The sequence below is a fragment of the Lacibacter cauensis genome (assembly GCF_007830055.1).
In the GTDB taxonomy this organism is placed as follows: domain Bacteria; phylum Bacteroidota; class Bacteroidia; order Chitinophagales; family Chitinophagaceae; genus Lacibacter; species Lacibacter cauensis.
This window is the reverse complement of the sequence record NZ_VLLE01000006.1, coordinates 402,118-424,002: the sequence shown is the minus strand read 5'-3', so window position 1 is coordinate 424,002 and position 21,885 is coordinate 402,118. Positions and strand designations below refer to the sequence as shown.

Annotated in this window: 21 protein-coding genes and 1 tRNA gene; 16 read left to right on the top strand and 6 right to left on the bottom strand. The window is 42.4% G+C overall.

The window, feature by feature from the left end; genetic code table 11:
* Positions 1-39 precede the first annotated feature (39 nt).
* Genes IQ13_RS18425 through IQ13_RS18405 form a run of 5 tightly spaced genes read left to right on the top strand, consistent with a single transcriptional unit; the run spans position 40 to position 5,043 of the window.
* On the top strand, positions 40-639 hold the full coding sequence (locus IQ13_RS18425) for a TetR/AcrR family transcriptional regulator (protein WP_144888102.1): 600 nt from the start codon (positions 40-42) through the stop codon (positions 637-639).
* A gap of 3 nt (positions 640-642) precedes the next feature.
* Complete coding sequence (locus tag IQ13_RS18420) at positions 643-1,887, top strand: TolC family protein (RefSeq protein WP_144888101.1); 1,245 nt, start codon at positions 643-645, stop codon at positions 1,885-1,887.
* Positions 1,888-1,914: 27 nt separating this feature from the next.
* A complete protein-coding gene (locus tag IQ13_RS18415; RefSeq protein WP_144888100.1) occupies positions 1,915-3,003 on the top strand; it encodes an HlyD family secretion protein in 1,089 nt (362 codons plus the stop codon).
* Between the two features lie 2 nt (positions 3,004-3,005).
* Positions 3,006-4,583 (top strand): DHA2 family efflux MFS transporter permease subunit, encoded by a 1,578-nt coding sequence (locus tag IQ13_RS18410; RefSeq protein WP_144888099.1) that lies wholly within the window; start codon positions 3,006-3,008, stop codon positions 4,581-4,583.
* Between the two features lie 22 nt (positions 4,584-4,605).
* Positions 4,606-5,043, top strand: coding sequence for a universal stress protein (locus IQ13_RS18405; RefSeq protein WP_144888098.1), 438 nt, complete (start codon positions 4,606-4,608; stop codon positions 5,041-5,043).
* A gap of 411 nt (positions 5,044-5,454) precedes the next feature.
* Here the strand turns inward: IQ13_RS18405 and IQ13_RS18400 are convergent, their stop codons facing one another.
* Both IQ13_RS18400 and IQ13_RS18395 read right to left on the bottom strand, forming a co-directional pair.
* On the bottom strand, positions 5,455-5,853 hold the full coding sequence (locus tag IQ13_RS18400) for an RNA recognition motif domain-containing protein (RefSeq protein WP_144888097.1): 399 nt from the start codon (positions 5,851-5,853) through the stop codon (positions 5,455-5,457).
* 79 nt (positions 5,854-5,932) lie between these two features.
* Positions 5,933-6,589: an NAD(P)H-binding protein gene (locus tag IQ13_RS18395; protein ID WP_144888096.1), complete on the bottom strand. Its 657-nt coding sequence runs from the start codon at positions 6,587-6,589 to the stop codon at positions 5,933-5,935.
* Between the two features lie 22 nt (positions 6,590-6,611).
* On the opposite strand from IQ13_RS18395, the gene murB reads away from it, so the two are divergent.
* Entirely contained in the window at positions 6,612-7,634 is a 1,023-nt protein-coding gene (murB, locus tag IQ13_RS18390) for a UDP-N-acetylmuramate dehydrogenase (protein WP_144888095.1), read from the top strand.
* Between the two features lie 59 nt (positions 7,635-7,693).
* Here the strand turns inward: murB and IQ13_RS18385 are convergent, their stop codons facing one another.
* On the bottom strand, positions 7,694-8,323 hold the full coding sequence (locus tag IQ13_RS18385; protein ID WP_144888094.1) for a 4'-phosphopantetheinyl transferase family protein: 630 nt from the start codon (positions 8,321-8,323) through the stop codon (positions 7,694-7,696).
* Between the two features lie 66 nt (positions 8,324-8,389).
* Here IQ13_RS18385 and dcd point away from each other — a divergent pair, with 66 nt between their 5' ends.
* Entirely contained in the window at positions 8,390-8,926 is a 537-nt protein-coding gene (gene dcd, locus IQ13_RS18380; protein ID WP_144888093.1) for a dCTP deaminase, read from the top strand.
* A gap of 2 nt (positions 8,927-8,928) precedes the next feature.
* Here the strand turns inward: dcd and IQ13_RS18375 are convergent, their stop codons facing one another.
* On the bottom strand, positions 8,929-10,032 hold the full coding sequence (locus tag IQ13_RS18375; protein ID WP_144888092.1) for a DUF2891 domain-containing protein: 1,104 nt from the start codon (positions 10,030-10,032) through the stop codon (positions 8,929-8,931).
* Positions 10,033-10,085: 53 nt separating this feature from the next.
* The gene (locus IQ13_RS18370; RefSeq protein WP_144888091.1) at positions 10,086-11,171 is read right to left on the bottom strand and encodes a DUF3810 domain-containing protein; all 1,086 of its coding nucleotides are present in this window, start codon (positions 11,169-11,171) and stop codon (positions 10,086-10,088) included.
* A gap of 252 nt (positions 11,172-11,423) precedes the next feature.
* Between IQ13_RS18370 and IQ13_RS18365 the strand changes: the two genes are divergently transcribed.
* The 7 genes from IQ13_RS18365 (at position 11,424) to IQ13_RS18335 (ending at position 18,415) form a co-directional block, all read left to right on the top strand.
* Complete coding sequence (locus IQ13_RS18365) at positions 11,424-11,960, top strand: YceD family protein (protein ID WP_144888090.1); 537 nt, start codon at positions 11,424-11,426, stop codon at positions 11,958-11,960.
* A gap of 11 nt (positions 11,961-11,971) precedes the next feature.
* On the top strand, positions 11,972-12,166 hold the full coding sequence (rpmF, locus tag IQ13_RS18360) for a 50S ribosomal protein L32 (RefSeq protein ID WP_144888089.1): 195 nt from the start codon (positions 11,972-11,974) through the stop codon (positions 12,164-12,166).
* A gap of 23 nt (positions 12,167-12,189) precedes the next feature.
* Positions 12,190-13,137, top strand: a complete 948-nt coding sequence (gene plsX / locus IQ13_RS18355) for a phosphate acyltransferase PlsX (protein WP_144888088.1) — start codon at positions 12,190-12,192, stop codon at positions 13,135-13,137.
* 136 nt (positions 13,138-13,273) lie between these two features.
* A tRNA-Lys gene (locus tag IQ13_RS18350) sits at positions 13,274-13,346 on the top strand.
* Positions 13,347-13,416: 70 nt separating this feature from the next.
* Positions 13,417-14,220 carry an SDR family oxidoreductase gene (locus tag IQ13_RS18345; RefSeq protein WP_144888087.1) on the top strand — a complete coding sequence of 268 codons (804 nt, stop codon included), beginning with the start codon at positions 13,417-13,419 and terminating at the stop codon, positions 14,218-14,220.
* A gap of 82 nt (positions 14,221-14,302) precedes the next feature.
* Complete coding sequence (locus IQ13_RS18340; protein WP_144888086.1) at positions 14,303-15,124, top strand: SAM hydrolase/SAM-dependent halogenase family protein; 822 nt, start codon at positions 14,303-14,305, stop codon at positions 15,122-15,124.
* Between the two features lie 198 nt (positions 15,125-15,322).
* Positions 15,323-18,415, top strand: a complete 3,093-nt coding sequence (locus IQ13_RS18335; RefSeq protein ID WP_144888085.1) for a glycosyltransferase family 117 protein — start codon at positions 15,323-15,325, stop codon at positions 18,413-18,415.
* Between the two features lie 75 nt (positions 18,416-18,490).
* Here IQ13_RS18335 and IQ13_RS18330 read toward each other — a convergent pair whose 3' ends face one another.
* Positions 18,491-19,084 (bottom strand): hypothetical protein, encoded by a 594-nt coding sequence (locus tag IQ13_RS18330; RefSeq protein WP_144888084.1) that lies wholly within the window; start codon positions 19,082-19,084, stop codon positions 18,491-18,493.
* Between the two features lie 142 nt (positions 19,085-19,226).
* Here IQ13_RS18330 and IQ13_RS18325 point away from each other — a divergent pair, with 142 nt between their 5' ends.
* Both IQ13_RS18325 and IQ13_RS18320 read left to right on the top strand, forming a co-directional pair.
* On the top strand, positions 19,227-20,324 hold the full coding sequence (locus IQ13_RS18325; protein WP_144888083.1) for a vWA domain-containing protein: 1,098 nt from the start codon (positions 19,227-19,229) through the stop codon (positions 20,322-20,324).
* Positions 20,325-20,357: 33 nt separating this feature from the next.
* Positions 20,358-21,878: a magnesium chelatase ATPase subunit I gene (locus IQ13_RS18320; protein WP_144888082.1), complete on the top strand. Its 1,521-nt coding sequence runs from the start codon at positions 20,358-20,360 to the stop codon at positions 21,876-21,878.
* Positions 21,879-21,885 lie beyond the last annotated feature (7 nt).

Genomic DNA, 21,885 nt, shown 5'->3' with positions numbered 1-21,885 from the left:
TTTGCATTTGACCAAATGGTCAAACCAATTGATTAAACTATGCAGTTATCCTCCGATACAGAAAAAATGATCCTGGAAACGGCCCGTAAGGAGTTTGAAACCAAAGGATACAATGGTACACGCATGCAAAGCATAGCCGATGCTGCCGGTATCAGTAAAGCTTCGTTGCATTACTATTTCCGCAGTAAGGACAATTTGTTTGAAAAGATTTTTAATGATGCCTTGGATGAATATGTTCCGTTGATCAGTACCTGGGCCGATGACCAGTTGAACTGGGAGGAAAAGATCAAGCGCTTTACACACGACCTGGTACATTTTATCAAGCAGGGAAAAATGCTGTTTATTATCCGTGAAGTAAACCGTGATCCTTCGATTCTGGAAGAGCGTATTAAACGGGCAAAAGCACAAAACAAATTTGTTACCTACTTCGATAGTGTACAGGCAGAAGGAAAGATCAGGAAGATCGACACCCGGCACTTGTATGTTCTGCTTAATTCTATTTGTTGTTTCCCGGCCATTAATCAACAAATGTTGCAGAAAGCGTTAAGGCTTTCACCAAAGCAATACGATGAGTTGATGCAGTCGTATGCAGAAGTGGCTGCAGATTTTTTTATTCACGCAATCAAGAAAATGAAATAAGGAATGTTGAAGAGACTATTTACAGGCATCGTTGCCTTTTCAGGCATTGCTATCGCCAACGCACAACAGCTGCGCTTAGAACAAATGGTGGATAAGGCCATAGAGCATTATCCCGCAACCAAACAAAAAGAATATGTAAGGGCGTTAGGAAAAGAATCGGAGAAGATGATTCACAGCAACGAATTTCCGCAGGCAAGTGTAACGGGGCAGGCCACTTACCAAAGTGAAGTAACGAAGTTTAATTTTCCCGGTATTGTTGGGCCTAAACCTGATAACTACAATATCGGAGTTGATTTGCGTTATCCTTTAACGGAGTTTGATGTGTTACGCACAAGAAAGGAAATTGAAAAAGAAAAAACAGAGAATGGACTTCATCAGCTCGATATTGAATTGCAGAAAGTAAGGGAGCGTGTTACAGTTATTTACGGAAATATTTTATTGCAAAAGGAGAATAAAAAGATTTTGCAGGTTCGTAAATCGGAACTGGAAACACAACGAAAGAAAGTTGCCAGTGCAGTAGCAAACGGAGCCGTATTAAAGAGTAACCTGTTGATTCTTGAATCGGAAATTTTAAGTACTGAACAAAAACTGACAGATATTGATGCAACAGTTGACGGACTTACACAGGAGCTTTCGTTATTAACAGGAACTGCAGTTACAGCTGCAAACGAGTTTTTAATGCCTGCAACCGAAACTATTCAAACTGCTGTTAACCGTCCTGAATTAAAATTGTTTCAATCGCAGTTAAACTTGCTTGGTATGCAGGATAAATTGTTGAAGAAAGAGAACAGGGCCAAACTGTTTTTATTCGGACAAGGCTTTTACGGACGGCCCGGTTACAATTTTCTCAACCAGAGTTTCAGGCCATATGGTATTGCAGGTGTTGGTATTAACTGGAGTATTAACAACGCAGCTACCCAAAAAATAAAACAACATTCTATTGCTATCAATAAGCAGATTGTTGCGCAGCAGCAGGCAACGTTCGAATTAAACCTGCAGACAGCGATGAACCAGAAACAAACAGAGATCAATAAATATCAATCCATCATTTTAAAAGACCGTGAAATTGTAAACAAGCGCAAAGAGATTCTGCAGGTCGCTTCCAGTCAGCTCGAAAACGGCGCCATCACCTCAACCGAGTACGTAACAGAACTCAATGCAGAAAACACAGCTGAACTGAATTTACTTTTTCATCAGGTGCAACAGGCCATTGCCAAAGTGCAGTACAATGCGCTGGCAGGTTATTAATATTCATCACGATAATAATTAAATACAATGCAGGAAGAAGTTGTAAAAAAATCAAAATTAAAACCCGTTAATCTCGCTATCATTCTTATTGTTGTGGCAGTTGCTGCATTCTTTGGCGTACGTGCATGGATCAAAGCCCAGCACCACGAAACAACAGATAATGCGCAGGTGGATGCAACCATTACATCGGTACGCAGTGCTGTATCGGGTTTTGTAACAGAAGTACGTTTTGCCGATAACCAGTTTGTAAAGAAAGGCGATACGCTGGCGCTGATCGATAACAAAGATTACAAAGCAAAAGTGATGCAGGCAAAGGCAATGCTGCTGAGTGCAGAGGCGCAAACAGGTATTTCCCGTTCGGCAGCAATGGCTGCGAAGCAAAATGCATCTGCATCAGCTATTAATTCATCAGCATTGCAATCCAACATTAATGCAGCACAGGCACGTTTAGAAAAAGCACAAAAGGAATTAGCACGTGTTGAAAAAATGTTTGCAGAAGGTGCAGCCACGCAACAACAACTGGATGCTGTAAAAGCAGAGTGGCAAAGTGCCAATGCAATGGTAGAAATGGCGCAACGTCAGTACGCTGCAGCTACAACACAGGCAACAGGTACACAATCATCAGCACAGGCGCAAGAGGGACAGGTGAGTGTTGCAACTGCATTGGTGCAACAGCGTATTGCAGAATTGGAATTGGCAGAAACACAGTTACAACACACGGCAATCATTGCTCCATACGATGGCGTTGTATCAAAGAAGTCGATTGAAGTAGGACAGTTGATCCAGTATGGTCAGCCGGTTTGTTCTGCAGTTGAGATCAATAATCTTTGGGTGGTTGCAAACTTTAAAGAAACACAACTCAATAAACTGCGTACAGGCGAAAAGGTAAAGATCAAACTGGATGCATATCCTGATCTGAAACTCACCGGTGTAATTGAATCGATTGGTGGAGCAACAGGTGCCAGGTTTGCATTGCTTCCCCCCGATAATGCAACCGGCAACTTTGTAAAAGTTACACAGCGCATGCCCGTTCGCATTAAGTTAGATAAAACAGAGGATAAAGAACATTTGCTGGCACCCGGTTTAAGTGCTTTTGTTGATGTAGAAATAAATTAAGTATGCAGGCAAAAGAATTAACGCAATACCCAGTAGGGGCAGAGCGTGCAATATTAATTGTTACAGCCATCAGTGCATCGTTGTTACAACTGATCGACACATCCATTGTAAACGTTTCGCTGCGTGAAATAAGTGGAAGCCTTGGTGCTACCACTACCGAAATTGCGTGGGCTGTAACATCGTATGCTATTTCGAATGTGATTATGATTCCGTTGGCAAGTATGCTCAACAACTTGTTTGGTAGAAGAAATTACTTTACCATTTCAATCCTCATCTTTACCATTGCTTCTTTCTTTTGTGGTACGGCCGATTCGTTGGTAACATTAGTAATCTGGCGTTTTATACAAGGTATTGGCGGCGGTGCTTTGCTTACAACCGGACAAACTATTATTGTTGAAGCATTTCCTCCGGAAAAGATTGGAACAGCCAATGCCATTTTTGGTATGGGTGTTATTCTTGGTCCAACTTTTGGACCAACGCTTGGCGGTTACCTTACCGATAATTTTTCCTGGCACTGGATTTTCTTCATCAACATTCCGATTGGTTTTGTAGCAGCGTATTTATCATGGCGATTTGTAAAAGATAAAATTGGTGCCATGAAACCGCCCAAGATCGATTGGGCAGGTATTGTTTTATTGGTAATGGCGGTGGGTGGTTTGCAGTATGTGTTAGAAGAAGGAACAACAAAGGATTGGTTTGAAAGTAAAGAGATCGTTATTCTTTCGCTCATTACTGCAATTAGTTTTATTGCATTTATCTGGCGGGAGTGGACCTACGAATTTCCTGCAGTGAATATCCGTTTACTGGCAAGCTGGAATCTTGCATTGGGATCGGTATTGAATTTTATTGTGGGATTGATCTTACTGGCAACAGTTTTTGTGTTTCCTTTATTTGCACAAATCGGTTTGGGATGGACGGCAACCATGACGGGTAACTTTCTTATCTCCGGTGCGTTGGCATCGGCAATATCCATGTTGGTGGTTGGGCGGTTAATGGCGAAAGACATTAATCCGAAAACGATCATGATCGCCGGGGCTTTTATGATCTTTGGCTTTGCAATATTGATGAGTTTTTCTTCGCCCGATTCGAGCGAACATAATTTCTTCTGGCCATTTATTTTACGTGGGTTTGGAATTGGTTTTATGATGTCGCCGGCAATGGTGCTTTCGTTGAAAGGATTGAAAGGATTAAATCTTGCGCAAGGTGCCGGTTTGAGCAATATGATCCGCCAGTTGGGTGGTGCTGTTGGTATTGCTATTATGAACGTGTTTCTTACACATCGTAATGCACAGAACGATAATTACCTCGTGCAGCATTTTAATATTTATAACGAACCTTTTCAGGAAAAGGCAAATCTGCTTACGCAGAATTTTGCAGCACAGGGCTATTTTAAGGATGATGCACAGCAAATGGCGTATAAACTGCTCGATGCGTCTTTATTCAAACAACAATCCATCATCAGTTACAATAATGTGTTCTGGACGGTGGGGCTGGCAGTGATCATCTGCATCCCCGTCATCTTACTTATACGCAACAGCAAAGAAAAAATGGGTGAAAAGATAGAAGTACACATGGAGTAACAGAACTGCTTAAAATTTTTTTATGAACAAACTGATTATAGCAACCGATCTCAGCGAACAACGTGAACTGCTGTTTAACTATGCATTGAAGCTGGCAGAAAAAATGCATGCGGAAGTTGAGTTAATGACCATCATTAATAAAAATATCGAATACATGCCCACCGATATCAGTATGAATTTTGATGACCAGTGGGAAGCTCGTCAATACGTCGCCAACAATATACTTACACAGGTAAAAGAACAGCACCCGGAAGTAAAATCGGATGTAGTGGTATTTATCGGCGATCCAAAGCAGGATATTATTAACCACGCTATTGAGAGCAAAGCAACCATGATCATACTGGGTACACATGGCCGCACTGGTATGTCGCATACGTTAATCGGCAGTACGGCCGAGTATGTGGTTCGTCATTCGCCCATACCTGTGTTGGTAGTGCCCATGAAGAATTATGTGCATTGATTAAACGATGATGATACAAACAGGTTACAAATGCAAAACCCTCCATTACGGAGGGTTTTGACTTAGAGTAAATTTTTTCCATCAAAAGGTAAATAGTCGATTTTTAATAGGGTTGATGGATAGTTTACGTTTACATGGATACGAATTCTAAACTTTTAGTTTTCAAAGGATTTAAATTTTCTGTCAGTTCGAATAGAGTACGGATTTTCAATCAGGAATTGGATTCTTAACTTCTGATACAAATTTCGTTACAGTTCAGCTTACTTTCTAGGGTACTTTTGACCGATTTTTTTCCGTAAAATTTCATCGGAATTTTACGACATATTAATTTTTCTATTCAGGTCTTGTTGATGAATACAAATAAAAAATCCCTCCGGTAAGAAGGGATTTTGAAAGAATGTGTTGTTGTGTTTAGTAACGACGACCGCCGCCGCCGTAGCCACCGCCACCTCTGTTACCACCACCACCGCCGGGACGATAACCACCGCCACCGCCGCCAGGACGATAGCCGCCACCGCCACCACCGGGGCGATAACCACCACCGCCGCCGCTTCCGCCACCTGGTCGGTCTTCGGCTTTCTTCACAACAAGAGGTTTCTTGCTGCGGCCCAGCTGAATATCGTTTAAAAGCTCAATGGCATCATTACCATCTGCTTCATTTTCCATTGTTACAAAACCAAAGCCACGGCTTTTTCCGGTTTCACGGTCAATTGAAATTTTGGCCGATACTACTTTGCCAAACTTTTCAAAGATTTCTTCTAATTCGGCGTCATCTACATCATAGGGTAAGCCGGCGACAAATAAATTCATTTTCTAATTTTTTGTAAAGCTAATTAAACTGTTGATTGCTTCCTCAAGATAAGCAGTTTAAGTCAGAAATCTGACTGTTTCAGTTATTTTCAACCATTTGGCTGTAGTAGTAAACATGTACGCCGGCGTTGTTTTGTTTGTTTGCACGGATCATTGCTTTTGCTACATCAGCAACATTAATGCCTTTGTAATTGGACGGTGTAAGAAATTTAAATAACCGAAAAAGTGCAATCCCGATTTTTTCTCCCGTGCGTTGTTCGGTGCGGTTGCCCAACAAAAACGATGGACGGAAAATGTGCAGGCTGTTAAAATTGAATCCTGCAATTACATCTTCTACTTCGCCTTTTAAACGGGGATAGAAAAAGCGGGAACTGCTGTTGGCACCAATTGCAGAAACCAGTAAATATTGTTGAAAGCCGGCAGCCTTTCCAAAACGTGCCGCATTAACCGGAATATCGAAATCGATAGTGCGGTACAATGCTTTATCGCCTTTCACCTGTGCCATGGTCGTACCGATGCAGCAGAAAATACAATTGCCCGTTCCCAGTTGTTGCTGGTATTGTTCGTAATTTGAAAAATCGGTAATACATACTTCCAGTTTAGGATGTTGGAGGTTGACTGTTCGCCGCACAAGAATGCGTACAAGATCAAATGCATCGTCGTTTAATAGTTGTTGAACCAATGATGACCCTACTAATCCGGTGGCGCCAATTACAACTGCAGTTTGTCCGTTCATAATTGCTTTATTTTGCAAGTACATGCAAATTCACGAAAATCTTTCACTCCGGCAATACAATACATTCGGTATTGATGCAAAAGCAAAACTATTTGCCGATTTTAATTCGGTAACACAGCTGCAGGAAATTCTGCAATACGTTCATCATCTTTCGCCACGCATACCCCGCATGATACTCGGTGGCGGCAGTAATGTTTTGTTTACACAGGATGTGCATGCATTGGTACTCAAGAATGGTATTACAGGCATTGAGCTGGTAAAAGAAGATGAACAGTTTGTATATGTAAAAGTGGGTGCAGGTGTAAACTGGCACAGCTTTGTGCTGCATTGTGTGCAGCAGGGTTGGGCAGGCGTGGAGAATTTAAGTTTGATACCGGGTAATGCGGGCGCAAGTCCTATGCAGAATATTGGTGCCTATGGTGCTGAAATAAAAGATGTGTTTGAAGAGCTGGAAGCTTACCATCTCAATGACAAAACTGTAGTACGATTTTCTGCTGCTGATTGTGCATTCGGTTATCGTGAAAGTGTGTTCAAGCGAAAGTTTAAAGACCAGTTTGTGATACTAACGGTTACGTACAGGCTTAGAAAAAATCCCATCTTTCAAACGAGCTACGGTGCTATTAATGAAGAGCTGGAAAAAATGGGAGTGAAGGAGTTGAGTATTGCTGCTATCTCGCAGGCGGTGATCAATATCCGCTCTTCGAAGTTGCCCGATCCGAAACAGATTGGTAATGCAGGAAGTTTCTTTAAAAATCCATCCATCAGCAAAGAACAATACGATCAGCTGAAGAATGAGTTTGCACAGCTTGTTGCTTATGTAAATGCAGATGGTACCATGAAACTGGCAGCCGGTTGGTTAATTGAGCAATGCGGCTGGAAGGGGTATCGCAAAGGCGATGCAGGTTGTCATGCAAAACAGGCATTGGTATTGGTGAATTACGGTAAAGCAACCGGTAAAGAAATTTATGAGTTGAGTGAAGAGATTTTGCAAAGTGTAAAAGCAAAGTTTGGAGTGGAGCTGGAACGGGAGGTGAATATTGTGTAAAGCCGCAAGCTGTTAGCTGCTCGCTGCATGCAAGTACAAAAGCAGAGCGAGTAGCCTTCTTAACTCACTACCCAGCTCATCACTAAATCGTGCAGAAAACGATAGTGTACAGTTAAGGACATTGATTCGTGTTTACGAAAACTGCAGATGAGTTTTCCTTCTTCATCAGAGCCTTCAATGTTTTCAATGTGCATATGTTCCCGGAAATCTACACCACCATCGCCATACCATTTAAACAACGATTCTTTTGTGCTCCATAGCAACGATGTCAGTTGCAGCAACTGTTGTGCACTCATCTGCTCATCGAGCAACATTTTTTCACGCTCGGTTAAAAACTTATGACTCACCCGCAGAATTTTATCCGATGCTTTTTCAATATCTACACCTACCCGTTGTGTTGAGCTAACGATGGCTGCTGCATAATCGCCGCAATGCGAAATAGAGAAATGGTATTTCTCATCGGGCAGAAATGGCTTGCGGGTATCGGCAATTAAAATTTCTTCCAACGGAAAATCTTCAAACAACATCGGTAACAGGTAACGGCCTGCAAGGTGTTGTAAACGTTTGTGCGGATGCGATACATCCCGCTTCAGCGGTACTTTTTCCAGAAAAAATTCTTCCGGTTCTTCGATGCGCCAAAGACCGGCTTTGGTTCCGCTGTTGATAGTATGTTGATAAACGAGTGCCAAATGTAGAATTTAGAAATTAGCTTGCGGGTTCAGTATTTCAATGCCTACAAATCTAAAGAGAAGTATATGATTTTATCGGATAAAAGAATCCTGGAGGAAATGGAGAAAGGAACAATTAAGATTGAGCCGTACGACAGAAGCTGTCTTGGTTCCAATTCGTACGATGTGCATTTGGGAAGTACACTTGCTACCTACAAGGAACACATGATTGATGCCAAGAAGCACAACGAAATTGAATACTTCGAAATTCCTGATGAAGGGATTGTTTTATATCCGCATATCTTTTATTTGGGTGTAACGCTGGAATACACCGAAACACATGCACATGTTCCTTTCCTCGAAGGCAAATCATCTACCGGTCGTTTGGGTATCGATATCCATGCAACTGCAGGCAAAGGTGATGTTGGCTTTTGTGGCAACTGGACACTCGAAATTTCTGTTAAGCAACCCGTGAAGGTGTACAAAGGGATGCCGATTGGTCAGCTCATTTATTTCCCTGTTGAAGGAGAAATTGAAGTGAAGTATAACCAGAAAGCCAATGCCAAGTACAGCGGCCAGCCAAACAAACCGGTTGAAAGTATGATGTGGAAGAATAAGTTTTAGGCTTACTGGAACAAGGCATAAACAGCAAAGCTGGCCAGCCAGTGTTCGCCACCATAACCTCCGTTTACAATATTGGGCAATGCAGCTGTAAGATGATTGATGGCAGCACGCATCAATTGTTTTTTGCGAGGGTCACCTGCAGGTAATGCTTTGGCAATGCCATTCATACACCAGCTGCGGCTAAAGCAAAGACCATCGAGGTGTACAATCTGATAATCATTTCTGTCTGACACTACGGGTAAAATACCCAAGTGCTTTAATGATGCTGCAGTGATGTATTGATTAAACCAGGGAATAAAATCTTTTTTCGGTAATACTCTTCGCATCAGGTCGGCTACTTCCAGTGATGGCGAAAGAAAATCAGATCCATTGGGTTCCCACGATGCAGGTGCATTTTTATCTTTTTTGTAAATGGTTAAAGCGCTTTGTACAATGGTTAGTTCAAATGCAGTGTTGCGTGCTGCTCTGGCATAATCAAGTGCAAACACCAATCCGAAAGCAGTATTTGGATGAACACCTGTTCTGTTGGGATAGGTTTGCTTGGGTAAAAATTTCGTCCACAGTTCAACAATCTTTATAGTGAGGGGTTGCAGGTTTGCGTGCCATGTTTTTGCATCGGCATCATCCCATTGAATTAATTCTTCATCGAGCTTTAACAGCCATGCCCAACCATAGGTACGTTCCCAGCTTGCAGCAAGCGGCAGATCAAAATACTTCACTTCTTTCAGAATATTTTCTGCAGCAAAACTCCTGTTGAGAACAGTGCGTATGGTAGTTGCATTTTTGAGGTTGGGAAATGCTTTCAACAGTTTCACCAGCATCCAATGCCCGTGTATCGATGAGTGCCAGTCTAAACAGCCGTAAAACGATGGATGCAATTCATGTGGTTTTAATACATGATCACTGTCGCTGTTAGAAAGATGGTTGGTTTTGTTAGGGTATTCCTGTTCAATACATTTCAACGGAAGCGAAGCAAGATGTGCTGCTCCTTTTTCTGTTAACAGAAAACCGGAACTGTCTTTTTTAATGGAAAAGAAACTGCTTTCCTGTGCGCCGGCAACGAAAAATGAAAACAGAAAAATGAGTGATAAAAATGTAAAGCGCATGCAGTTGAATTAAGCAGTGATAGAAACAGGATTGCTGTAAGCAAAGATAGGACTTACTTAAGCCCGTATTTATGCCGGTACGCCAACACCCAGCCTGTTACCTCGCCATAACTTTCAATGCCTTTGCGTTGGCGGTTTTGCTTCAGGTAGTAATCGTAAAGTTTATCAGTCCAATCGCTGATGAAGGTGCGATGATCGTATACAAACTTCTTATACGCTGCCAAGTCTCGTTTCACACCGGGGTGCAGTTGCTCGCCAAATTGTTTTGCTGCAGTTGAATCAACAGCCCTGAGGTTACCCCATGCATATAAAAACATGTCGAGATAGCTGGAGTATTGCATCAAGGTATCGGGTGAATGTGTGGCCGAAAGAAAACCAACAAAATTGGCTTCGCTTTCGCTGGCGTAACCAATCTGGTGCGCCATTTCATGACAAACAACATAAGGTTGCAGGAAGTTGGGGATTGCTGTATTCACCTGTCCTTCGCCGGTGAATGGGTTGTAATATCCCTGGAACCCTACATAGTTGCCTATCTTCCCAAACATCGATGGTTTTAGCGATGCCTGCTTGTACCGTAGAAATGAAAATTGTTTTTCAAGTGTTTGATAGCCTTGCAATGCCGATTGAAACATGCGGTCGTTTTGCATGATGGTATCTTTCTTCTGCAGGCAAACCTGTTTGCGGCTGTTTACCTGCGTAAGAAGGTATTGATTGAGATCGATGAGCTCTTGCTTTTTAAACTTGCCGTTTTTTAACCCAAGCTGCTGTTCAATTCCCTGTCGATAGTAATTCAGCCCCCAGAAAAGATAAAAATAGACATACACAAACAGCAGGATCATGCCTGCTGTAAGTAAAGGCGCCAATTTTTTTCGCCAGCTGTCGGTTTTATGAAACAGGCGAACAACAAATTTGCCCAGTTGCCAAAGTACCGTTACTGCAACAATGCTGTACAACACATCGCCCAGGCTAAAGGGAAGCCAGCCAAAAAGCAACCGTAAAAAACGGCTCAGCCCGGGGTAAAACCCGTTGGCATAATTCTTCTCAATCCACACATGGTTGCCCGATACAAAAAATATAAACAGGGCAAGGATGAGGAGCGCTATGAGCAGCGATAGACGTATAAGTTTGCCGTAGGTCATCGAAATCAAATGTACGGTAGAAACCGGTTTGCCGGTTTGCAGCAAACAAGGTTTAGCATTTGATTGTCAATGAACAAGACTTGCGGGTAGGTTAATCTCAGCAACCGGATTATTGACGAAAGCCCGCTACTTTTATCCCAATCCCCGGTGCAACCCTGTTTGGCCTTGGTTCTTGCTGAAAGAAAACCAATATTTCCTTTGGCAGCAATCTGTATTTCGGTTACCTTTGCAAACTCTTTAAAAAGGGGTATTATGTCGAGCCGCCGGGAATTTGAAATAGCATTTGTAGGGTTAAAACCCGGCACGCATCAGTTTCATTACGAAATTGACGACAGGTTCTTTGAAGAATTCGGAAAACAGGACTTTAAAAACTGTAAAGCAAACGTAAAGCTGGAATTAGAAAAGAATACCGGGTTTATGCTGCTGAAGTTTGAGGTAGGAGGTGCCGTTGGCGTTCTTTGCGACCGTTGCGGAAACGATTTGCCTTTGGAACTGTGGGACGAATTCGAAATGCTGGTGAAAATGACCGATGAACCGGAGAAGATGAATGAGGAAGAGGAAAGTCCGGATGTGTTCTATATTTCACGTACAGAAAGTCATCTGCATGTGAAAAACTGGATCTTCGAGTTTATTAACCTCAGCATACCCATGCAAAAGATGTGCAGGGAAAGTGAGATTGGCGGACCGCACTGCAATAAAGAAGTGCTGGCCAAGCTGGCTCAGATGAACCCGCAGGAAAACGAAAATAAATCCCTCTGGAAGGGGTTAGATAAATTTAGAAACGAGTAAAATTTAAAGATATGCCAAATCCAAAGCGCAGACATTCACAACAACGCAGTGCGAAACGTCGTACACACTATACAGCAGTGAGTGTTACTTTAACAAAAGACAGCACTACGGGCGAAACACATCCCCGTCATCGTGCACACGTGAGCGAAGGTAAACTGTACTACAAAGGAAAATTAGTAGCTGAAAAAGCTCCCGCAAAAGCATAAGCTTTTATAATTAACTTACCTGCATGGTCATAGGTATTGACATGATGGGTGGCGACTACGCCCCTCAGCAGCCGCTGTTGGGCGTAGATTTGTTTTTAGCCGATGCTACCCCCGGAATTAAATTGCTGCTGATTGGCGATGAAGCCATCATGCGCAGGCATTTTGTTTCGGTACCTCCCAATATTGCTTTTTTGCATACCACCGAAGTTGTAGACATGCAGGAATCGCCAACAAAAGCTTTACGGGATAAGCCCAACTCTTCCATGAACAAAGGAATGCAGTTGCTGGCCGAAGGTAAAATTGATGCATTCATCAGTGCCGGGAACACCGGAGCCATGATGGTGGGGGTATTTTATACTATCCGTGCCATAGAAGGTGTGCAGCGTCCAACTATTTCAACAGTTATTCCTAAAGTTGAAGGTGGTTATGGGTTAATCCTCGATGTAGGTATGCAGGCCGATTGTAAACCGGAGAATTTATTGCAGAATGCCATCTTAGGCAGCATCTACGCACAAAACATTCTTGAAATTGAAAACCCTGCGGTGGGGTTAATTAATATTGGTGAAGAAGAAGGAAAGGGAAACTTGTTGGCACAAGCTGCTTACCCGTTGTTGAAAGAAAGTAAGCTCATCAACTTTATTGGTAATATTGAAGGCCGTGAAATTTTAACCGGTAAAGCCGATGTAATGGTGTGTGATGGATTTACAGGCAATGTGATTTTAAAACTGGGCGAATCGATCTTTGATATTTCAAAATCACGCAACCTGGATGAGGATGATTATTTCAAGCGTTTTAATTTTGAAACATACGGCGGTACACCCATTCTCGGAATAGATAAACCGGTAATTGTGGGTCATGGTATTTCCACATCAAAAGCATTCGTAAACATGATTCATCTTGCAACAAAGATGATTGAAACGAAGCTGCTGGAAAAAATGAAAGAAAAATTTGTGAGCGAGGAATTGGAGTAGAATGCTTGCTGCTGTTGGGTTTGAAGAAATTACACAGCAACAGGAAGAAAAAAGTACAAACATTTTAGTTTAAAAAATTTGGAGGCAATTGTAATTACCCTATTTTTGCACTCCCAAAAAAACGGAAACGTTTTGAGATTCCGTAGCTCAGTTGGTAGAGCACGACACTTTTAATGTTGGGGTCCTGGGTTCGAGTCCCAGCGGGATCACAGAAAACAAAAGCCTCCACACGGAGGCTTTTCTGTTTATACTACTTTTGTACGTATCAAAATACAAAGCATGGATTTTCAGGATAAGGTGGTGGTTATTACAGGTGGTAGCGATGGCATTGGTAAAGCATTGGTAACATTATTCCTCAGTAAAGGCGCTAAAGTGGCAACCTGTGGAAGAAACAATGATAAACTGTATGCCTTGCAGCAGGAGTTTGCAGGTAGGCCCATTCATACATTTGTTGCAGATGTAAGCAATGAACAGGATTGTAATCGTTTTATTGCTACAACCGTAAAAGCATTCGGCGGTATTGATGTATTAATCAACAACGCAGGCTTATCCATGCGTGCTTTAATCATCGATTCAGAAACATCGGCCTATAAACGACTGATGGATGTAAATTTCTGGGGTACTGTTTATGCTACAAAGGCAGCATTGCCGTATATCATTCAACGAAAAGGATCTGTTGCAGGTATTTCGTCAATAGTTGGTAACAGAGGTATTCCCGGACGCAGTGCATACTCTGCATCAAAATTTGCCATGCAAGGTTGGCTCGAAGCGTTGCGTGTTGAAATGAAAGACCATGATGTAAATGTGTTGTGGGTATCGCCGGGTTTCATTGCCACTAATATCCGCTCGGTTGCATTGGATGGTTCGGGTAAACCAATAGGCGAAACACCGATGGACGAATCGAAACTGATGAGTGCTGAAGAATGTGCCCAACATATTTTTAATGCCATTGCCAAACGGAAACGTGCGGTGGTGTTAACCTTTACCGGTAAAGCAACGGTATGGATGAGTAAGTTTCTTCCCCAATTAGCCGATAAATACATTCACAAATTTTTCTTTAAAGAAGGAAAGCTGATTAAATAAATTTGTGCGCTGTTAGAAAGATGAATGCCGCTTTCTGCAACTGATTATTGTTTATCTTTCGTTTCAACTCTTTTTCGCATCAATGGCTTTACTAACCCTCACATCAGACATCGGAGAGCAGGACTACCTTGCCGGGGCCGTAAAAGCAGTATTGTTGCAACAAGATCCTTCGTTTCAACTGATTGATATTACCCATCAGCTTTCGCCATTTAACGATCCGCAGGCTGCCTATATCATCCGCAATGCAACCAGGTTGTTTCCGCAGCACAGTTTTCATCTTATTTTGGTAAATCTGTTTCAGTATCAACCCGATCATTTGCTGTTGGTAAAACACAACAGCCAGTATTATCTGCTGGCCGATAATGGCCTTATTACGATGATACTGGAAGAAACGCCCGAACAGGTTGTTGCCTTACCACTCGATAAAACAAAACCACGCAATACCCTTGCTTGTGCCGAAGTGTTTGGAAAAGCAGTACTGCAGCTGGCAGCCGGTAAAACATTGCCCGAAATTGGTGATGCCTCCGTATCGATCCAGGTACGCAACCCGGTGCGGCCGCTTACCAACAGCCAGTACATCGAAGGGCAGATCATCTCCATCGATCACTTTGAAAATGTAATCGTCAATATAACTCAGGAAGAATTTGAAACGCAACGCAAAGGCCGGCGCTTTAAAATTGTGTTTAAGCGGGATGAAGTGATTGACCGCATCAGCGAAACCTATGCAGATGTACCCGAAGGCGAAAAGCTGGCATTGTTTAATGCAGCCGGCTACCTGGAAGTAGCCATTAACAAGGGTAATGCAGCAGGGCTGTTGGGATTGCAGGGCTTCTCCGAAAAAAGTACCAGCCAGTACACACAAAGCCGTCTGCTTTATCAAACAGTACGGGTTTACTTTGAGTAAAGTATCGGCTCCTGCATGTTATGCTGTACAAGTGAGTGACACAACGAAGATGCCCATTGTTCGGTACGCTCATCAGCCAAAAAATCAATTGATCAGGTTCTGCTGTTAAAAGCTTGTTGAAATAGTGGTTTATACACTCATCTCCTTATTTTTGCCTGCTTCCCGCCATAGCGGGCCAATACTAAACCTAAGCTTCATATGAATTTTCAAAAGGTCAACAACATTACAGGCTGGATCATTGGTCTTATTTCCTGTGCAGTTTACGTGTTAACAATGGAACCCACAGGTAGTTTGTGGGATACAGGTGAGTTTATTTCCTGTGCATACAAACTGGGTATTCCGCACCCTCCGGGCGCACCGTTGTTTATTATGCTCGGTCGTTTGTTTACATTGTTTACTCCCGGCGATGCAGCCATTGGTGTAAACCTCCTTTCTGCATTGTCAAGTGGTTTTACCATTATGTTCCTTTTCTGGACCATCACACACTTCGGCCGCAGATTGGTACAAAAAGGAAACGAAGAAATCCAGGGTGTACAGTTGTTTACCATTATGGCAGCAGGTGCAATTGGTGGTTTAGCTTATACCTTCAGCGATTCGTTTTGGTTTAGTGCTGTAGAAGGTGAAGTATATGCATTATCATCTTTCTTTACTGCAGTAGTGTTCTGGATGATTTTGAAATGGGAACATGAAGATACATTGGCTGGTGATGATGATGTAAAACGTACATCGGCCGAACGTTGGATCGTTTTGATCTTCTTTATGATGGGTTTAAGTATTGGTGTACACTTGTTAAACCTCTTAACCTTGCCTGCAATTGTGATGGTGTACTATTTCCGCCGTTACAAACCTACATGGACAGGTGGTATTATCGCTTTCCTTATTGGTTGTGCAATTACCGGGTTAGTGCAAAAAGCAGTTATCCAGTGGAGCATCAGTGGTGCAGGTTTGTTCGATCGTATGTTTGTTAACAGCTTCGGATTGCCTTTCTTTTCAGGGTTTATTTTCTTCTTTGTGTTATTGGCTGTACTCATCTGGGTTGGCTTACGTTGGGCAAAAGAAAATCATTACCGTTTCTTACGTTTAGGTTTGTGGAGTTTTGCATTTATGCTCATCGGTTACTCAGCATACATCACAACAATGATTCGTGCCAATGCCGATCCCGGTATTGATATGAACGATGTAAACAATCCGCTGGCATTGGTTAGTTACCTCAGCCGTGAGCAGTATGGTGATGTGCCTTTGCTGAAAGGACAGAAGTTTACTTCGGAAGTGGAAGAGTATGCAGAAGATGGTGACAGTTACCAACGTGTTGGCGATAAATATGAAGTAACAGGTAAAAAACGTAAGCCTGTTTATCCTGCCGATCAAACAATGGTGTTCCCCCGTGTGTGGGATGCAAGTAACGATCAAGGACATGCAGATTACTACGCTCAGTTTTTAGGTATTGGTAAAATGCGTGACCAACAAGGTCGCATCAGTTACGAACGTGATCCGAATATGGCCGATAACTTTAAGTTCTTCTTCGGTTACCAGGTGAACATTATGTACTTCCGCTATTTCATGTGGAACTTCGCCGGTAAACAAAACGATGTACAGGGCTTGGGCGAACGCCGCAACGGTAACTGGATAAGCGGTATTTCATTTTTAGATAATGCACGTTTGGGCAACCAGAAATTAATGCCCGACAGCCTCAACGATAATAAAGCAAACAACAAGTATTACTTGTTACCTTTTATACTCGGCATACTTGGTATTCTGTATCAGTATTCAAAACATCAGAAAGATACACTCATTGTTGGCTTGTTATTCTTCTTTACCGGTCTTGCAATTGTATTGTATTTGAACCAGGCTGGTCCGCAACCACGTGAGCGTGATTACGCATATGTTGGAAGCTTCTATGCATTTGCTGTTTGGATTGGTCTTGGATTTATACAGGTAAAAGAATGGTTTGAGAAAATAGTAAAGGGTGCAGCAGGTACTTACCTTGCAGCAGCACTTTGTTTACTGGCTGTACCGTTGTTAATGGCACAACAAAACTGGGACGATCATGACCGTAGCAAGAAAACCATTGCGCCGGATCTTGCAACCAACTATCTCGAAAGCTGTGCACCAAACGCCATCCTGTTTACAGTGGGCGACAACGATACCTATCCGTTGTGGTATGCACAGGAAGTAAAAGGTATCCGTCCCGATGTGCGTGTAATCAACACCAGCTTGTTAGGAACTGATTGGTACATTAACCAGCTTCGTTATAAAGTAAACGAAAGCGATCCGATTGATGTAATCTGGAACGAAGAACAGATTGCTGGTGATAAACGCAATGTGAGCTATTACATTCCTGTATCGCAAACAGACAGCAGCTACCACGATCTGTATAAAATGATGAAAGAGCAGGTGGGCAGTGATGCTGAAACAAAAATGTATCGTTCGCCACAAGGTGGTGAGCTGCTTAACTACTTCTTCAGTAACCGTTTTTCTGTACCGGTGAATGAAACAGTGGTTCGTCAGAACAAAACCGTTAATCCTTCGGATAGTGTAGTAAAAGAATTGCGTTTCCAGGTAGGTAAATCTTATCTCTTTAAAAACGATGCCGCAATTCTCAACATCATCGCAGCAAACAACTGGAAACGTCCGATTTACTTTACACAACCTTACCAGCTTGGTTTTGATGATTATCTGCGTCAGGATGGTTTAACCTTCCGCCTGGTGCCTGTGGCAAATGCAAGAGCTACAGCGAATACAGACTGGATGTTTGATAAAGTAATGAACAAGTTTAAGTACGGCGGTGCACAGAAAGAGGATGTTTATTTTGATGAAGAGAACCGAAGACACATGGTGAACATCCGTAACGCTCACACAATTCTTGCAATGAACTTACTGGCTGCCGGCCGTAAAGAAGATGCAAAGAAAATTCTGCAACGTGCCGATCAGATGATCAAAGATCAGAACGTACCGTATGCATTGGCATCACGTTATGGTAACGATCATAACGAGAAGAGTTTCTACTTTGCGTTAACGGCTTTCCAGGCAGGCGATATTGAATTGGGTAAACGTGTAATGGAAAAGGTGAAGAAAGATCTGCAGCAACAGATCGCTTTCTATGAAAGTTATGTTGATGGCGATGGCACTACACCATCTGAATACGAATACCAGGTAGCCAAACAATTGATTGAGGGTATTGACCAGGCAGTGAAGCAATATGTACAGGGTGTTAAACCGGGTGCAGATACGCTGCAAAGCAAGGAAGTACCACAAACAATAAAGAATACGACAGACACACAGAAAAAATAAAAAAGAAACCCCGGTAAATCCGGGGTTCTTTTTTATGTACAGTTTGAATGCTGTCCTGAAGGAGGTGAATTGTGTTTATCGTGTTTTTACATATTCGGCTTCCAGGCCCTGCACCATTGTTACAATGTACTTCACAAACTTGGTGCTTTGTTTATCGATCTGTTTGCTAAGCGGCCGGTACATGCCGATTGATGAAATGCCAACCCGTTGAAAATTTACCCCCTCGCTGATATCGCTGCTGAGAGTTGGTTGCAAACTTGTGCGTGCCGAAGGAATATATACCCAGCCAAACGGAACTGCAAAACCTGTAGCCGTTAGTATTGTTGCAGTGCTTAAGCCCGCAATGCTGATGGCAGTGCCGATAATGTTTTCTTTAGTGCCAATGAATTTTACCCGTACTACTTTCAGTTGACAACTGGTGGTGGTTGCTCCGCTGTTGAGCGAAAGTTTAAACGGATGTTGCTCGCTGTTGTACACCTCCACAAACTTTGTCATCTTTTTAATCAGCGCCTGCCGGTACTCGTATTGCTGCACCAGTTTAAGATCGAGCTCGAGGTGCAGTGTATCAATGGTTGCTTTTGGTTTCAACAACAATTTGGGTTGGCTGCAGGATGTACAAACGAAGACAAAACAAACCAGGCTAATGACAAAATGAACGGTGCGACGCATGAATATGTGTTTTTTCTGCTCGTAAAATAAACAAACGCCTGTAAAAACGGCAAGAACTTTTCGGGTTCGGTTTTTGTTATTTCTCTGTCACGCTTCCAAACGGCAAAAAGCAATTGCTGTTTTTGAAGTAAATTGTATAGTTATGATTGGACACTTTTTTTCAAAATATGATCCTGCGGAGAATGGGAAATCGAAGTTTGAGCAGTTGCTCGACTTATTTACACAATTGCTGACATATACCAGTGGCGATGTTGCAGAGGCATTGGATTGGCTTAACCAGCTCGATCGTAAGTTTCAACTCACCAACGATGAATATGGCATTGGCGATTTCATCGATGATCTGAAGCAGCAAGGTTATCTTGATGAAAACCCTGCTACAGGCGAATTTAAAGTAACAGCAAAAACAGAGCAGACCATCCGCAAGCAATCGCTGGAAGAAATATTCGGTAAGCTGAAGAAAACAAAACAAGGCAATCACCAAACATTTAAACCGGGACAAGGCGATGAAATAAATCCTGAAACAAGACCTTTCCAGTTTGGCGACACATTGGAGCAGATTGATTTTACCAATTCTATCCGCAATGCACAGATCAATCACGGCATTGATAGTTTTATGATGCGTGAAGATGATTTGGAAATCCGTGAAACAGATTTCAAAACGCAAACATCAACCGTGTTGATGATTGATATTTCGCATTCGATGATTCTCTATGGCGAAGACAGGATTACGCCTGCAAAGAAAGTAGCCATGGCGCTGAGCGAATTGATTCAAACGAAATACCCCAAAGACACATTGGACATTGTGGTGTTTGGCAACGATGCATGGCCCATTGAAGTAAAAGATTTGCCTTACCTGCAGGTGGGGCCTTATCATACCAACACTGTTGCAGGACTGGAACTGGCGATGGATATATTGCGCCGCAGAAGAAATCCGAACAAGCAAATCTTCATGATCACCGATGGAAAACCAACCTGTTTAAAAATTGGTAAGAAATATTACAAGAACAGTTTTGGCCTCGACAGGAAAGTGGTGAACCGTTGTATTAATCTTGCAGCACAATGCAAAAAGCTGAAAATACCGATTACCACGTTTATGATTGCTACCGATCCTTACTTACAAAAATTTGTACAGGAGTTTACCGAAATGAACAACGGCAAAGCCTTCTTTGCATCACTGGATAAACTGGGTGCATTTATTTTTAAAGATTTCGAAAGCGGGAAGCGGAAAACGGTTTATTAAAACATTCACAACTACTAATTACTAAAAATTATCATGGTTCAGACATTAGGCGAGTTAAAGAAAAGCGGCTATCAATCAAAAAGCATTAAAGAAGAAGTAAGGCAAAACTTAATTGCGAAACTGAAACAGAACGAAAATGTTTTTCATGGCGTATTGGGTTATGAAGATTCGGTAATTCCGGATGTGGAGCGTGCCTTATTATCACGCCACAATATTTTATTTCTCGGGTTACGTGGGCAGGCCAAAACAAGGATGGCCCGTTTAATGACAGAGTTATTGGATGAATACATTCCTATTGTTGCAGGCAGTGAAGTGAATGATGATCCCTTTCATCCGATTTCGCATTACGCAAAAGAACTGATTGCAGCAAAAGGCGATGATACGCCCATTGAATGGATCAGCCGTACACAACGTTATGGCGAAAAGCTGGCCACACCTGATGTGAGCGTGGCCGATTTGATTGGCGATATCGATCCTATTAAAGCAGCCAATTTAAAACTGAGCTTTGCTGATGAACGGGTGATCCACTACGGTATTATTCCACGCAGCAACCGTTGTGTATTTGTTATTAACGAAATACCCGATCTGCAGGCACGTATACAGGTATCGCTCTTTAATATTTTAGAAGAAGGTGATGTGCAGATACGTGGCTTTAAACTGCGTTTGCCACTTGATATCTTGTTTGTGTTTACAGCTAATCCGGAAGATTATACCAATCGTGGATCGATTGTTACGCCGTTGAAAGACCGGATCGAAAGCCAGATATTAACGCACTACCCAAAAACAATTGAAACAGGGTTAGCCATTACCGAGCAGGAAGCGGTTATTCATCCTGAACAGGAAAAGATTGTTGAGGTTAGTGATCTTGTAAAACGCATTGTGGAGCAGGTTGCTTTTGAAGCACGTAACAGCGAATATGTAGATAAGAAAAGTGGTGTGAGTGCAAGGCTTACCATTTCTGCGTATGAAAACCTGATAAGTACAGCCGAGCTGCGTGCTATTCAAAACAAAGAAAAGAAAACGCAGGTGTGGATGAGCGATCTGATTGGTATAATTCCATCGATTACCGGTAAAATTGAGCTGGTGTACGAAGGTGAGCAGGAAGGTCCTTTTCAAGTAGCATTTCATTTGCTCGACAAAGCCATCCGTGCACAGTTTCTGCAGTACTTCCCCAATCCGGAACAAATAAAAAAACAACGCAGAGGCGATGCTGCAACCGATAATCCGTACAAGTCTATTACCAACTGGTTTGATAAAGGAAATAAGCTTACCCTTTTGATGAATACAAAAGATGAAGAAAAAATTCAGCAGTTGTACAGTGTAGATGGTTTGTATCCGTTGGTGAAAAAATACTTTAAAGGAGCCAACGAACAACAATCGGCATTGTTGATGGAGTTTGTGCTGCATGGGCTTTCGGCGTATTCTCTCATCAGTAAAAAAGTAGTGGAAGGCCGTATTGAGTTCAACGATCTTGTTGGCAGCATGATCAATCTTGGACCCACTGCACACGACGATGATGATGCAGAAGATTACAACGATGATGATCTGAATTAAAAGCTAA

Coding starts and splice junctions, on each gene's coding strand:
- IQ13_RS18425 (WP_144888102.1), top strand. CDS start 40: ATGCAGTTATCCTCCGATACAGAAAAAATGATCCTGGAAACGGCCCGT.
- IQ13_RS18420 (WP_144888101.1), top strand. CDS start 643: ATGTTGAAGAGACTATTTACAGGCATCGTTGCCTTTTCAGGCATTGCT.
- IQ13_RS18415 (WP_144888100.1), top strand. CDS start 1,915: ATGCAGGAAGAAGTTGTAAAAAAATCAAAATTAAAACCCGTTAATCTC.
- IQ13_RS18410 (WP_144888099.1), top strand. CDS start 3,006: ATGCAGGCAAAAGAATTAACGCAATACCCAGTAGGGGCAGAGCGTGCA.
- IQ13_RS18405 (WP_144888098.1), top strand. CDS start 4,606: ATGAACAAACTGATTATAGCAACCGATCTCAGCGAACAACGTGAACTG.
- IQ13_RS18400 (WP_144888097.1), bottom strand. CDS start 5,853: ATGAATTTATTTGTCGCCGGCTTACCCTATGATGTAGATGACGCCGAA.
- IQ13_RS18395 (WP_144888096.1), bottom strand. CDS start 6,589: ATGAACGGACAAACTGCAGTTGTAATTGGCGCCACCGGATTAGTAGGG.
- murB (WP_144888095.1), top strand. CDS start 6,612: ATGCAAATTCACGAAAATCTTTCACTCCGGCAATACAATACATTCGGT.
- dcd (WP_144888093.1), top strand. CDS start 8,390: ATGATTTTATCGGATAAAAGAATCCTGGAGGAAATGGAGAAAGGAACA.
- IQ13_RS18375 (WP_144888092.1), bottom strand. CDS start 10,032: ATGCGCTTTACATTTTTATCACTCATTTTTCTGTTTTCATTTTTCGTT.
- IQ13_RS18370 (WP_144888091.1), bottom strand. CDS start 11,171: ATGACCTACGGCAAACTTATACGTCTATCGCTGCTCATAGCGCTCCTC.
- IQ13_RS18365 (WP_144888090.1), top strand. CDS start 11,424: ATGTCGAGCCGCCGGGAATTTGAAATAGCATTTGTAGGGTTAAAACCC.
- rpmF (WP_144888089.1), top strand. CDS start 11,972: ATGCCAAATCCAAAGCGCAGACATTCACAACAACGCAGTGCGAAACGT.
- plsX (WP_144888088.1), top strand. CDS start 12,190: ATGGTCATAGGTATTGACATGATGGGTGGCGACTACGCCCCTCAGCAG.
- IQ13_RS18345 (WP_144888087.1), top strand. CDS start 13,417: ATGGATTTTCAGGATAAGGTGGTGGTTATTACAGGTGGTAGCGATGGC.
- IQ13_RS18340 (WP_144888086.1), top strand. CDS start 14,303: ATGGCTTTACTAACCCTCACATCAGACATCGGAGAGCAGGACTACCTT.
- IQ13_RS18335 (WP_144888085.1), top strand. CDS start 15,323: ATGAATTTTCAAAAGGTCAACAACATTACAGGCTGGATCATTGGTCTT.
- IQ13_RS18330 (WP_144888084.1), bottom strand. CDS start 19,084: ATGCGTCGCACCGTTCATTTTGTCATTAGCCTGGTTTGTTTTGTCTTC.
- IQ13_RS18325 (WP_144888083.1), top strand. CDS start 19,227: ATGATTGGACACTTTTTTTCAAAATATGATCCTGCGGAGAATGGGAAA.
- IQ13_RS18320 (WP_144888082.1), top strand. CDS start 20,358: ATGGTTCAGACATTAGGCGAGTTAAAGAAAAGCGGCTATCAATCAAAA.